Raw genomic sequence first — 13664 nt, forward strand, 5'->3', positions numbered from 1 at the left:
GGGGCAGGACGGGGCGGCCGCTCGCGCCGTGGTGTGGGAGCGGCCGGCGGTACGCGGATCAGCGACGGCCATGCCCACCCGGGCCGTCGCCGTTCAGGCCGTCGGTCTCGATGCGCCGGTCGACCCGCTCGATGTCCTCGATGTGGCGGTCGCGGGTCTCCTTCATCATCCGGACCTGGCTGACCGTGGCGTCGGTGATGCCCACGACCGCGTCCCGGATGGACAGCATCGTCTCCTTCGTGGTCTGGCGCTCCTTCTGCTCCTGCGGCTTGGCCTTCTCCGCGAACTCGCCCTCCGTGCCCGGCCAGCTGACCGTGGGCGCCAGGTCGTCGAGGAACTCCTCGGTGATGTTCCTGGCCAGGGTGCCGATCTCCTCGAGCTGCCTGGCCAGGGCCTCGATGCGGTTCGGGTCGGCGTAGTACCGCTGTCCCATCAGTCCTCCCCGTCCTCGCCGAGCGCGTCCCGCCAGGCGGGGGTGGCCCCGCTGTCGCGGCTCGTGTCCTCGTCGTCGTCGCGGAGCACCTCGGGTCCGAAGATCCGCTCCCAGTCCAGCTCGAAGCCCTTCAGCTCCGGTACGCCGCTGCTGGGTTCGGTGAAGGGAGCCATCGCCTTCATCACATGGCGGTTCATCTTCAGGCGCGCCGCGTTCGCCGCCTCCAGAACGCTGGCCGCCAGTTCCTGGGGCGACATGTCGCGGTACTTGTTCTCCAGGAACTCGATCCCGGACAGCTCGCCCTGCGGGCCCACCGTGGCGCGGACCGCGCGGTCGGAGGAGAGCACCGCGAACGACGCCTGGCGCAGCTCGCGTTCGGTGCGTGCCACCGCCTCCTGGGCGGCCTGGAGCTCGGCCATCGCCTTCTCGAGGCGCTTCTCCAGCGGTTCCGTCACGCCCGCTCCTTCCTTCCCCGTCGGTCGCCGTGTGCGCCCGGTCGTGCCCCGCGTCCGCCGGCTGCCCCGCGGTCCGTCAACTGCCTTGCTGATCATGCCCGGTGAGTCCCCCGCCGCGGAAGCGGGGGCAGGGTGTGATGCGTCTCCGTGTGGTGCCCCGGCCTCGCCCGGCGAGGCTCACCGTCCGATGACGGCGGGTGTGCCGCCCTCTTCGGTGCCCCACACGTCGGCGTCCTCCTCCAGGTAGTCGGAGCTGGTGACCCTGCCGCGGCCGGGCTGCGTCTCCTCCTCCGGGGAGTCGCCGCCGGTGGTCGCCACTCGGGAGGCGGGGGCGAGGAAGGTGTCGTCGTCCTCCTGACGGTTCCACGGGCTGCGGCGGCGGCGGTTGCGGCGTTCGCTCTCCTCGGCCGCGTCGACCAGGACGGCGCGCACCCGCTCGCCGTTGCCCTTGTCGCCGCCCGCTCCCATGCCCCCGGCGCCCATGCCGCCCATCGGCATGCCGGGGCTGCCGGGCATGCCGGGTGCTCCCGGGGCTCCGGCGGCCGGGGCGAGCGGTGTGCCCGCACTCTCGGCGGCACCGTCCGAGAGGGGTTCCGTCATGGCCACGCCGGAGCCGTCCGCGGTCACATGGCTCTCCCCGATGCCGCCACCGGATGCCCCGTCGCCCGCTCCGCCGCCGACACCCAGGTCGGAGAGGGACAGGTCCTGGACGGAGGTATCGCCTCCGGTGTCGCGGAGGCCGCCGCTCTCCAGATCGCCGAGGCCGTCGAGGAGGTCCGAGGTGTCCCGGCCTCCGGACGTGTTGAGATCGTGCAGGTCGATCCGCTCGGTGTTGCCCTGCGGATCGGTGACGGTGGCGATCCCGGTGTCCGGGTCGATGACCTGCTTGCTGCCGTCGGGGAACTCGGTGGTCAGCATGCCGTTGTCGAGGCTGGTCCGCGAGCCGTCCGGGTTGTTCACCGTCGCCCCGTGGGTGAGATCGGTGGTGGTCGTGGTGCCGTCCGCGGCCGTACTGGTGAGCAGACCGCTGTCCGGGTCGAAGCTGATCCTGCTGCCGTCGCGGAAGGTGGTGGCGATGTCGCCGTCGCTGAGCTGGGTGCTGCCGCCGGTCGGGGTCTCCAGGCCGCCCCCGTCGCTGTTGAGGTTGCCCAGGTCGCCGAGGTCGGTCTCCGACTGGGTGGGCAGGTCGGAGTCGATGTCCGGCAGATCCGCGTTGACGTCGCTGTTGAGATCGCCCAGGCTGCCGAGGTTCTGAGTGGTCGTGGTGCCGTCGGGGTCGGTGGTGGTGACCTGCCCGGTCGACGGGTCGACGGTCTGGACGCTGCCGTCGGGGAAGGTCGTCGTCAGCCTGCCGTCGTCGCCGAGGCTGGTCACCGAGCCGTCGGGGTTGGTCACCCGGGTGCCGTCCCCGAGGTCCTGCGTGGTGACGCTGCCGTCCGGGTGGGTGGTGGTGAGCACCCCGCTGTCCGGGTCGAAGCTGGTGCTGCTGCCGTCCGGGAAGTCGGTGGTGAGCTTGCCGTCGTCGAACTGGGTCGTGCCGCCGCCGGGCGTCTTGACCGGACCGCCGTTCGCGTTCAGGCCGCCGAGGTTCCCCAGGTTCTGGGTGATCGCGTCGTTGTTCGCGTTGTTCGAGCCGCCCGCTCCCGTGTTCACCGCTCCGAGGTTGCCCAGGTTGGTGATGCCGGGGGGCGGGGTGGACGTGAAGGCCTCGTCGCCGCCCCGGGCGTTCACGTCACCCAGGTCGCCGAGGCTCTCGGTGACCGGGTTGTTCTGGTTCAGCAGGTCGTCGAGGCCGTCGAGGTTCTGCCGGGTGACGCTGTTCGGGTCGTTGATGCCGCCGAGGCTCTCCTCCATGGCCTTGGCCTGCTCCTCGGCCAGGCGCTTGGCCTCCTCCTGCTCGCGCCGCTGCTCCTCGCGCAGCTCGTCCTGGTACTTCTTGTCCTCTTCGCGCTGGCGGTTCTGCTCCTCGCGCAGCTCGTCCTGGAGCCGCTTGTCCTCTTCCCGCTGACGGTTCTGCTCCGCACGCAGCTCGTCCTGGTACTTCTTGTCCTCTTCCCGCTGACGGTTCTGCTCCGCACGCAGCTCGTCCTGGTACTTGCGGTCCTCCTCGCGCTGCCGCTCCTGCTCGGCGCGCAGCTCGTCCTGGTACCGGCGGTTCTCCTCGTTCTGCCGGTTGATCTCCTCCTGCTCCTCCTTGGCCTTCTTCTTCTCGTACTCCTCCGAGGCGGTGCTCGTGGACTTCGGCTTCGGCACGTTGCCGGAGAAGTCGCCGCCCAGGTCCAGGAAGTGGTTGTTCAGGTTCGACTGCACCTCGGCGGCCGGCTTGCCCAGGTACTCGTTGACGCCCTGGCTCCAGATCTTGACGGCAGCGTCACCGACCTTCGCCCAGTTCGCGATGTCGGTGAGGTCGCCGTACTCGGGGTGCACCTGGGTGAAGCCGGCCTGCGGGCTGTGGCTGATGGTCGTGGTGTAGCGGGTGGAGGAGGACTTGATGTCCGTCTTGGCCACGTTGTTCGCGTCCACCCACTGGGCGAGGTCGTCCAGGACGTAGCGCAGGACCTGGTGAGGGTCGTAGTACGGCGACTTGGCCCAGGCGAGCCATGCCTCCAGCAGTTTGTTCGCGGCGTCCTCAAGGTACTTGCGGCCCAGTGACAGGGCGCGCGAGTACACGGTGCCGCCGGTCCCTTCGCCGGCCGTGGGGGTCTCGTCGAAGGTCTCGACGTAACTGTCGTAGTTCTCGCGGATCTTCTTCAGCAGGCTGCGGAAGACCTCCGCGGCCTCGCCCTTCCAGCTCGCGTCGTCCCGTCCGAAGCGGTCCTCCCAGTCCTTCAGCACGATCGCGTGGTCCCTGAAGAACTTGGCGGCGAAGTCGAAGGACTCCCCGGTGGTGTTGAAGGAGTTCAGGTCCACGACGTCGGCTCCGGGCACGCCCAGGTTGCTGAACCGGGCGTCCGCGGTGTTGCCGCCCAGGAGGGCGAGGAGCGCCGCCCGCGGCCCGTTCATGTACCGGGCGAGCGGGATCGTGCTCATCTTGTCCTTGTTGTAGTCCGTGAACTCGTTGCCCTCACGGACCTGCGCGTCGTGGACGTTGTCCGATCCGGGACTGGCGAAGATGATCTCCTCGCCCGCCTTCACCCGGCCCTCGAAGACGATCCGGGCCTGCATGATGGAGCGCTTCTTGCCGCTGTCGAAGAACCAGATGTCGTAGTCCTCGCCCTTGTTCGTCAGGAACCCGGAGTCCTTGACGAGCAGGCTGAGGCTGCGCTCCTTGATGTCCATCCGGAACAGCTTGCCGCCGTGCTCGGAACGGAGGGAGTCGAAGACCGTGTTGCGGTCGGGGACGGGATAGCCGGTGATGTGGGTGACCAGAGTGGCCCAGGTGTCGGTCGACGGGTCGCCGGCGCTGTCGAACTTGTCTAGGTTGGCGACGGAGTTGGGATCGTACCGATCTGCCACCGGTGGTGCCCTTTCTGGTCGGTGGGGTCAGGCCTTGTCGCCCGGGGCGCCGGTGCCGCCGGCGGTGAGGGTGTCGACCTCGTCGAAGGTCTGGAGCAGCGTCTGGGCGTCGATCGCGTCGAGGTTCTTGTCCTTGGTCCTGTTCGCCTCTTCGATCGTCTCGGTGAGGGCCTCCTTCAGTTCCTTGAAGAGGTCCATCTGGTCGCCGAGCAGCTTGTCGATGGCTTCGGCCGCTGTGCGGATGTCCTCGATCAGCTTCGGTCCCGAGACCAGCGGCTCGGTCACCATCCTGCCGATGCGCAGGAGTTGCTTGTCCTGGGCGAGGTTGTCCGGTGTGGTGTGGCCGTCGATCAGGTGGCCGAGCGGACGGATGTGGGACCCGTCGCCCTGCTCTTTGTGCTTCTTCGCGGCGGTGTGGACCGGCTGAACCTCGTTGTCCCGGAAGTTCTCCATCTGCTTGAGGTCAAAATGCTTGACGTCGGCCTTCTCACCGGCCATGGGACGCACTCCTGACGCTTGGTGCCGGACGGGGACACGGGGGCCCGGCAGGCGCCCCCTTCACGGACGACGGCCGGGCCGCGCCGCCGAAGCCTCGACGGGGAGGAAGCTCCGGCGATGCCCTAACGGGCCCGCACGTTGCCCCAGTTGTCGGCGCTCCTGCGCTCGTCACGGGAGTGGTTGTCGTGGATGGTCTGGATCAGCTCGCCGTTGTCGCCGAGGAGCTGGGCCATGTTCTTGGTGGCCTGGTCCCACTCCGCCTGGACCTGCCGGTAGGTCTCCTGGTCGGAGCCCTCCCAGGAGGTGACGAGCGGCTTGAGCTCGTCCTCCAGGTTGTTGAGGGTGGTGATGATCTGCTGGGTCTGCGCCATCAATTCCTCGATGGCGTTGCGGACCACGGGGTACTGCACGTCGATGATGCCGTCGGCCATGACGTCTCCTCTCGTACGGCCGGGCGCCGGCCCGGGAAGCTCAAGGGGTCCGGCCTCGCCGTGGCGGGGCCGGTGCTGCCGGTCGGGTCAGCGCAGCGCTTCGAAGACGCCCTGGCTGGTCTTGCTGTTGAGGACCTCGGTCAGGTCCTGGTTCTCCTGCGCCAGACGGTTGGCGGAGGTCACGTTCTCCTGGAGCGCGTCGACCATCTTGCTGATCTGGATGACGACCTTCTGCGCCTCGGCGTTCCAGCTGCGGAAGAGCTTCAGCAGGGCCTGGCCCTCGTCGCCGCCGACGCCCGAACGAGCGGCGATCTCGGCGACGTTGTTCTGGATCTTCTCGACCTGGTTCCGGGCCGACTCCAGCGAGGAGACACCCCCCAAGCCCTTGGCATAGTCCGCTTTCCTCGCGGCGCTGTCCGCCATGTCGCGCTCCCTTCGTTCAGCCCTGTCTCGTCACGCGGTTGCCCGCTGAGGCTAAAGAGAACCCGGTGTTCCGCGCAACGCGCCCAGGGAAGATTTGAGCTTCGGTCGGTCTGTCTCAGAATTCCTGCGTGGCACAGGAGTTGAGGCCAGGTTTCAGCGATATGAACACGCCTCTCGGGCACCCGGCGCACGGCCCCGCGCGGGAGACGCGAGGCGGGCGCGAAGCGGGCACCGGAGGAAGCCGAACGGGCTTCACGAACGGCCGTATCCGGCATTGCAGACGCTTCCCAGGGATTCCGAGGGCACGGCCGGCCGTGAATATCTGAGCTTTCTTTGAGGTTTCCACCACGGGCCGTTCCCCGACGGCTGGGACGAACTTCACACCGTCGGCGACGACTTTGGCTCAATACGTCTGCCGCCCCCGCCCTTTTCCTTTCATCGGCACCGAATGCGCTCCTTGCCGTGATCAGCGCGGGGTGTCCGCGTTGTCCCCGACGGCGCTCGCCGCGCCCCGTCTCCGCTCCGGGGACGGGAGGCACCGCGGAGCGGTCACCGTGGGCTCGGCGACGCCCGACGCGGCGGCCGCGTCGAGGTCCGCGCCGGTCGGGAGAGCCGCCAGCAGCGGCGCCGGGACGGAGGCGATGTCCGCGGCCTCGTAACCGAGCGCGGCCAGCGCCTTCTTCGACGGGACGCGGTACTTGACGCCGTTCTCCGCCACCAGGTAGCTCGTCCCGGCGTGGGCGGCGCCGCTGGCGTTGAGGGCACGGACCAGGGCGCCCCGGCCGGGCCGGACCACCGTGGCGTCGGTCGGGACGCAGGCCGGCTTCAGCGGCTGGGCGGTGCCCTCCGACACCGCGACCGGGGCCAGACTGCTCAGCTGTACGAGTACCGACCTGATCCGGACTCCGCCGTCGTCGCCGTCGACCTGTGCGCACAGCGCGGTGCCGCGCGGCGCCGACTGCGGGACGGGCGGTGCGTCGGGCAGCTCCGGCGAGGCGGCGCCCTCCGTCGTGGCCCGGTGTTCACGCAACGCGTCGGCGCCCACCGTACGCACCTCGGGCGAGCGCCCCTGGTAGGCGTCCTTCTGCGTGGCCGGGTCGCCCAGGACCAGGGCGGCGCCGAGCCGGGTCAGCGGCACCAGACCGTCCTTGCGCAGCAAGTGGTAGGTGCTGTCGCCACCGGGGACGCCGACCTTGAACACCTGGCCGATCCGGGTGGCCTTCCCGCCGAGTTCGGGGCCGGCCTCACCGCGCCCCTCGACCGCGGGCGGCCTCAGGACGGGACCGGGGGCCAGGGCGTCGAGGAAGGCCGCCGAGACCGGCATCGGCCGCACGGAACCGTAGCCGAGGGCGTTGCGGGCGTCCGACGCGCGGTCCAACGGCAGCCGGCTCCCCTTCCAGACCAGGTACTCGGTGTCGTCGGGCCCTTCGACCAGCACTCCGCGACCGCCGCCGATACCGCTGGAGTCCAGCGGCGCCCCGGCCACCAGGGTGGTCGCGCCCGGCTTCTCCACGCCGGTGCTCGCGACGGCGCCCGAGGTGTCCGGCAGCGCGCCGTCGGGGCCCGTGACGCACATGTGCCAGGCACCGTCGTCGAGTCGGCCGGGCTCGGGCACGGTGTCGGGGGCGCCGGGGATGCCTGCCGGGGCGCCCACCGGTACGTCGCTCAGCGACGCCGAGGAGACGTCCACGGACTCCAGGGCGGAGCCCCCGATGAGGCGGGCGGAGGCGTAGTTGCGGACCGGATGCAGCACGCCGTCGGTGGTGGTCCACAGGTAGCGCGCGCCGGTGTCGCGGTTGACGACGAGGTGCGCGTCGTCGCGCCAGGCGTCGTTGCCTCCGGGCCGCAGCAGGCCGTAGACGGTGGCGCCGGCCCCGACGAGGACGGTGACGAGCACGCCGAAGACCACGCCGCGTGTGGTGCGTCCCAGCGGGCTCTCCGGTGCGTCCGGGTCGGCCATCAGCAGGCCCGAGCTGAGCCTGCCCATCATGAAGGTGTGGGCGTGTACCTGGTCGCGTTTGGACTGCACGGCCTCTCCTAGTCGTTCCTGTGCCGGAGTGCGGTGGGGGTCAGCCGAACAGGCCGCGCAGCCAGCCGAAGAGGCCCGCCACCCACAGGCTGAGCGGCAGCAGCGCCACCGCGATCCCTGTGTGCGCCACCTCCGCGGCCCGGCCCCAGTACGGCAGCATCCGGCGGCCCGGCACCGTCCAGGCGGCGATCACCAGCGCGGTGGCCGCGCCGAGCAGGACCGCGAAGACCACCAGTCGCCCGTCGGCCTCGCTGTCCACCGCCCAGCTGCGGGCGAGCAGGAGCAGCCCCCAGATCCCGGGCACCGCGAGGGTCAGCCGCTGCCCGATGTGCACCAGACCCCGGGAGTGCAGGAGCATCAGCAGGCTCAGTGCGAGCGCCGTCAGCACCTCGGGCAGGTTCGGGCGCTCGGCGAGGACGACCAGGGCTCCCGCGGCGATGACGCCGGTGACGGCGAAGAGAGCGGTGACCCAGCGTCCCGCCAGCTCCGTGCGTTCGGCGACGTCGCTGCCCGCGTAGGGCTCGATGCCTTCCTGGAGCTGGCCGGCGGAGGAGGGCAGGGCGGGCATCCGCATCCCGGCCAGTTTGAAGGCGAACGGTGCCACCGTCCCGGCCGCGAGCACGAACCCCGTGGCGACCAGGGCCACCGCGGCCGGTACCCGCAGGTCGGTGTAGCCGATCAGGGCGCCGGAGATCGCGAGGGCCACCGACACGACCGCGGTGCCCAGCAGGGCCGGGGCGCCGACCGCGGTGGCGGCCAGCGCGAGCACGGCGCCGCCCGCTCCGGCCGCGCCCGCCGCGAGCAGCCGCGCGCCCGCGACCTGCGCGGCGTCCGGGCCGGTCAGATCACCGCCGGGCAGCACCCAGCCGGCCAGTGCCAGGCAGGGCGCGACCAGCAGCCCGAGCGCGGTCGCGGACAGGCGGTCGCCGACCGCGCGGCTGGCGGTTCCCGCGCCGGCCAGCAGCAGGAGCCCGGCGACTGCGGCGCAGGCGGCCCGGACGGAGCCGGAACCGGCCGCTCCCGGCCAGAACACCAGCACCAGGGCCGCCGTGACGGTCGCCACCGTGGCGCCGACGAGGAGTCCGCGGGCCGCCTCGGCGTGCCAGGTGTGCAGCCTGCGGCCCGCGGTGTCGGCTATCCCGTCCACCAGGTCGTCGAGCCGGGCCTCGGGCAGGGCCTCGGTGTGGGGGCGCAGATAGAGCACGTCCCCGTCGGCCAGCCCGGCCCGCGCGAGGGTCGTCTCCTCGTCGAGGGGGGCGTCGCCGAGTCTCTGGAGCGCCCAGCCCGCGTGGTCGAGTCCGGCCTCCTCGACCTCCTCGCCGACATAACGCAGCAGCGTGGGCAGCAGATCGGCGACGGGCACGTCGGCGGGCACGGCCAGATCGACGGAGACGCTCGGCGCGCGTACGGTGAGGCGGCACAGTTCGGCCACCGCGCTGTCGGTCATCAGCTGAACTCTCGTCTTCCTTGGGGGTTTTGACAGGAGGACTTCCCCGCGCACGGGGCAGTGCGAAGACTACGGAAGGTCCGTACGGCCCGAACAGGGGGGTCGGACAGGGCAATTGTGCCCGCGAGACCGGCAACCACCGCTCCCGCGTGGACAGGTCGCGTTTCGTGAATGCACACTACTGCCTACGCTCGCCGGAACATGCTGGGGACCGGGCCGCCTGTCCGGTATGCAGTCGAATGGTGGGAGAGCTGACCATTCCCTGCTTTCCGCTCACATCGTTCATCCGGCGTTCACCGCGTACCCGGGTCCCCGGAAATGAGCGGTGCGGTCTTTACGGGTACCGGAGTCCCGGTATTCGGCGCGGGCCGGAAAGCCAGTGAAACCGGAGGTTCTGTTCCTTGAGTGTGGTGCTGTTTCGCCGGCCGGCGCGCAGGCGCGGTCCCGAGATGCCCGAAGGGCAATTGACCCTCCAGGAGCCGCCGGTCCTCGCCGAGACGGTGCCCGACACCTCGGCGATATGGACCTATCTGCCGATGGCGCTCATGTCGGTGTCGATGATGCTGATGTTCCTGCGTCCCGGCGGCGGCAACGGCGTCTTCATCTACCTGGCGATGGGCGTCATGGCGCTGTCCGCCGGCGCGATGCTGCTGGGCCAGCTGATGCGCCGCTCCAGTGAGCGCAAGCACCGGCTGAAGGGCGAACGCCGCGACTACCTCCGCTATCTGGCGCAGATCCGCAAGCGGGTCCGGTCGACCATCGTGGAGCAGCAGCGGGCGCTCGCCTGGCGCCATCCGGAGCCCTCCTCCCTGCGTTCGCTGGCCCGCACGTCACGGCTGTGGGAACGCCGCCCGGCCGACGAGGACTTCGGCGAGGTGCGCCTCGCGGTCGGCGAACAGCAGCTCGCCCTCACCCTGAACCCGGTGTCCACCCGCCCGGTGGAGGACCTCGAACCGCTCTGCGCCCACGCCCTGCGCCGCTTCATCCGCGCCTACTCGACGATTCCGGAACAGCCCCTCGGTCTCTATCTGCGGTCGTCGGCGCGCGTGCTGCTGCGCCCCGAGACGGCACCGGACGGGGCGTCCGCGGTCTCGTCGTCGTCCGGGGGCGCCGGCGAGGAGGCCGTACGCGCTCTGCTGCGGGCCGCCCTCGGCCAGCTCGCCGTGTTCCACGCGCCGGAGGAGCTGTGGATCGCGCTCTGCGTGAGCGACGAGCGACGGGCCGACTGGGAGTGGGTCAAGTGGCTGCCGCACGCCCTGGATCCGCACGAGGAGGACGGCGCCGGGCAGGTCCGCCGGATCACGTCCGACCTCACCGAGCTGGACGACCTGCTCGGTGCCGAGTTCGCCGAGCGCCCCGGTTTCGACCCGGACGCCCGGCCGGGGCGGGACGAGCCGTACACCGTGGTCGTCCTGGACGGCGTCACCGTCCCCGAGGGGCACCGCTGGGAGGGCCACGGCTACCGCAACGCGGTCGTGCTGGACGTCTCCGGCGCGCTGCGCTGGCGGCCCGGCCGCAACACGCTGCGGCTGACCGCCGGGCCGGACCAGGTGAACCTGGTGCGCACCGACCGCAGCCGCAAGGAGCGCTCGGTACCGCTCGGCCGGCCGGACCGGCTCGGCCCGCTCGGCGCGGAGTCGCTGGCGCGGCTGCTCGCCTCCCGCCGTATGAGTCTGGGCACCGACATCGCGCAGCCGCTGGACAGCGACGTGGAGCTCACCACACTGCTCGGCATCCCCGATCTGCACCGTCATGACACCAAGGCCCTGTTCGCCCGGCACACGGGCTCCGCACGGCTGCGGGTGCCAATCGCGGTCGGCGTCGACGGCCGCCCGGTGGAACTGGACATCAAGGAGTCGGCGCAGGGCGGCATGGGCCCGCACGGCATGCTCATCGGCGCCACGGGCTCCGGCAAGAGCGAGCTTCTGCGCACGCTCGTCCTGGGCCTCGCCCTGACGAACTCCTCGGAGACCCTGAACTTCGTCCTGGTCGACTTCAAGGGCGGCGCCACCTTCCTCGGCCTGGAGGAACTGCCGCACACGTCCGCCGTCATCACCAACCTCGCCGACGAGGTCGCCCTGGTGGAGCGTATGCAGGACGCGCTGCACGGCGAACTCATCCGCCGTCAGGAGCTCTTGCGCGCCGCCGGCAACTACACCTCCGCCCTGGAGTACGAACGCGCCCGGGCGGGCGGCGCCGGCCTCACCCCGCTGCCCAGCCTGTTCGTGGTGGTCGACGAGTTCAGCGAACTCCTGTCGGCGCACCGCGAGTTCATGGACCTGTTCGTCATGATCGGCCGACTCGGCCGCTCGCTCGGCGTGCATCTGCTGCTGGCCTCGCAGCGCCTGGACGAGGGCCGGATGCACCAGCTGGAGAGCCACTTGTCGTACCGGATCGGCCTGCGCACCTTCTCCGCCATGGAGAGCCGGGGCGTGCTCGGTGTGCCGGACGCCTACGAGCTGCCCGCGCAGCCGGGCAGCGGCTATCTCAAGTCGGGTGTGGAGGCTCTCACGCGCTTCCGTGCCGCCTACTCCTCCGGCACCTACCGACGTCGCACCGGCGCCGTCGTGCAGGCCCGGGTGGCCAGCCAGGTGGTGCCGTGGACCAGTGGCTGGGTGGTGCCCCGCACGCTCGACCCCACGCCCGTTCCGGAGCCGGCGGCCGAGGAGAGCGGGGACGAGGAGACCCTGCTCGACGTCGCCCTGGACCGGCTGCGCGACTCGGGCCCCGCCGCCCACCAGGTGTGGCTGCCGCCGCTGGACGAGCCGTCACCGCTGGACGCCCTGCTGCCCGGCATCGCCCCCGACCCCGAGCGCGGCCTCAGCGCCGCGGGCTGGTCCGGCACGGGCCGGCTGCGGGTGCCCGTCGGTCTGGTCGACAAGCCCTTCGAGCAGCGTCGCGACCCGCTGGTCGTGGACCTGTCGGGGGCCGGCGGCCACGTCGCCATCGCGGGCGGGTCGCAGAGCGGCAAGTCCACCCTGGCCCGCACCCTGATCGCGGCGCTCGCCCTCACCCACACCCCGGCCGAGATCCAGTTCTACTGCCTCGACTTCGGTGGCGGCGGCCTCTCCCAGTTCGCCGCGCTCCCCCACGTCGGCGGCGTCGCGGCGCGGCTCAACCCGGAACGGGTGCACCGGGCCGTCGCCGAGGTCATGACGCTGCTCGCCCGCCGTGAGCAGTTCTTCGTCGACCACACCATCGACTCCATGCAGTCCTACCGACGGCGCCGCGCCGCCGGTGAGTTCCCCGACGAGCCGTTCGGCGACGTGTTCATGGTGGTCGACGGCTGGTCCACGGTCCGCCAGGACTACGACGACCTGGTGCCGAAGTTCAACGAACTGGCCGCACGCGGCCTGAACTACGGCATCCATCTGCTCATCACCACCACCCGCTGGGTGGAGCTGTCCGCGCAGGTCCGCGACCAGGCGGCGACCCGCCTGGAACTGCGGATGGGCGATCCGATGGACTCGGAGATCGACACCCGCAAGGCGCGCTCGGTGCCCCGCACCGGGGGCCGGGGCATCACCGCCGACAGCAAGATGCACTTCCTCGCCGGCCTGCCCCGGCTGGACGGCAGCGGCTCCCTCGACGACCTCGGCGAGGGGGTCGCCCACCTGGTCGGCGAGGTGGCCAGGCACTGGCCGGGCCCGGCCGCCCCGCAGGTCCGGATGCTGCCGCACCGGCTGCCGCTCGCCGAACTCCCCGCGCCCGAGCCCACCGAGGGCGGCGGTATGCGGCTGCCCCTCGGCATCGACCAGGACGCCCTGGAGCCGGTGTGGCACGACTTCAGCCGTACCCCGCACCTGATCGTGGTCGGTGACACGGAGAGCGGCAAGACGAATCTGCTGCGCCGGATCACCGCGGGCATCACCGCCCGCTACGCCCCGCACGAGGCGAAGATCATCGCGGTGGACTACCGGCGCACCCTGGTGGACGGCATCCCGGAGGAGTACCGCATCGGGCACGTCATCTCCCTGGACAACCTCAAGGAGACCGTCGACGGCGCCGCCCGCGCGATGAAGACCCGCGTCCCCGGAGCGGACATCGCCCCCGCCCGGATGCGGGCGTGCGACTGGTGGTCGGGGCCGCGTCTGTTCATCCTGGTCGACGACTACGACATGGTCTCGAGCAACTCGTTCCAGAGTCCCTTCGAGCCGCTCTTCGAGCATCTGACGCTCGGTTTCGAGATGGGTCTGCACCTCGTCGTCGCCCGGAGCGCCATGGGCGCGGGCAGGGGCCTGAGCGACGCCCTCATCCGCCGGATGGACGAGGCGAACAACCCCGCGATCCTGCTCTCCTGCCCGCCCACGGAGGGCCGTCTCTTCGGCAACGCCAAGCCCGTGAACCTGCCGCCGGGCCGGGCCCTGCACATCGCCCGCCGCAAGGCGCGCCTGATGCAGACCGCGCTGGTCGAGCAGGCAGCCGGACAGGAGGGCTGAGGTACGACGGCGACGGCAGGGTCACCGGGTGATCCCGCCGTCGCCGTTCGTGT

At 71.2% G+C, this 13664-nt stretch carries 9 protein-coding genes; 1 reads left to right on the forward strand and 8 read right to left on the reverse strand.

Annotated features, from left to right (window positions below; genetic code table 11):
• Nucleotides 1-58 precede the first annotated feature (58 nt).
• The 8 genes from F8R89_RS01605 to eccD form a co-directional block, all read right to left on the reverse strand.
• On the reverse strand, nucleotides 59-433 hold the full coding sequence (locus tag F8R89_RS01605; RefSeq protein WP_151782240.1) for a hypothetical protein: 375 nt from the start codon (nucleotides 431-433) through the stop codon (nucleotides 59-61).
• Complete coding sequence (locus F8R89_RS01610; protein ID WP_151782241.1) at nucleotides 433-888, reverse strand: YbaB/EbfC family nucleoid-associated protein; 456 nt, start codon at nucleotides 886-888, stop codon at nucleotides 433-435. Before F8R89_RS01610 ends, F8R89_RS01605 begins: the two co-directional genes overlap by 1 nt.
• 177 nt (nucleotides 889-1065) lie before the next feature.
• Nucleotides 1066-4344: an AAWKG family protein gene (locus F8R89_RS01615; protein ID WP_151782242.1), complete on the reverse strand. Its 3279-nt coding sequence runs from the start codon at nucleotides 4342-4344 to the stop codon at nucleotides 1066-1068.
• A gap of 27 nt (nucleotides 4345-4371) precedes the next feature.
• Nucleotides 4372-4842, reverse strand: coding sequence for a type VII secretion system-associated protein (locus F8R89_RS01620; RefSeq protein ID WP_151782243.1), 471 nt, complete (start codon nucleotides 4840-4842; stop codon nucleotides 4372-4374).
• Between the two features lie 122 nt (nucleotides 4843-4964).
• Nucleotides 4965-5273: a WXG100 family type VII secretion target gene (locus F8R89_RS01625; protein ID WP_062672674.1), complete on the reverse strand. Its 309-nt coding sequence runs from the start codon at nucleotides 5271-5273 to the stop codon at nucleotides 4965-4967.
• An 87-nt stretch (nucleotides 5274-5360) separates the two neighbouring features.
• Nucleotides 5361-5696, reverse strand: coding sequence for a hypothetical protein (locus F8R89_RS01630; protein WP_055620470.1), 336 nt, complete (start codon nucleotides 5694-5696; stop codon nucleotides 5361-5363).
• Between the two features lie 466 nt (nucleotides 5697-6162).
• Nucleotides 6163-7725, reverse strand: a complete 1563-nt coding sequence (gene eccB, locus F8R89_RS01635; protein WP_151782244.1) for a type VII secretion protein EccB — start codon at nucleotides 7723-7725, stop codon at nucleotides 6163-6165.
• 40 nt (nucleotides 7726-7765) lie between these two features.
• The gene (gene eccD, locus F8R89_RS01640) at nucleotides 7766-9172 is read right to left on the reverse strand and encodes a type VII secretion integral membrane protein EccD (protein ID WP_151782245.1); all 1407 of its coding nucleotides are present in this window, start codon (nucleotides 9170-9172) and stop codon (nucleotides 7766-7768) included.
• A 449-nt stretch (nucleotides 9173-9621) separates the two neighbouring features.
• On the opposite strand from eccD, the gene eccCa reads away from it, so the two are divergent.
• Entirely contained in the window at nucleotides 9622-13611 is a 3990-nt protein-coding gene (gene eccCa / locus F8R89_RS01645) for a type VII secretion protein EccCa (protein WP_151782246.1), read from the forward strand.
• Nucleotides 13612-13664: the final 53 nt, after the last annotated feature.

Source organism: Streptomyces sp. SS1-1 (assembly GCF_008973465.1).
Taxonomy (GTDB): domain Bacteria; phylum Actinomycetota; class Actinomycetes; order Streptomycetales; family Streptomycetaceae; genus Streptomyces.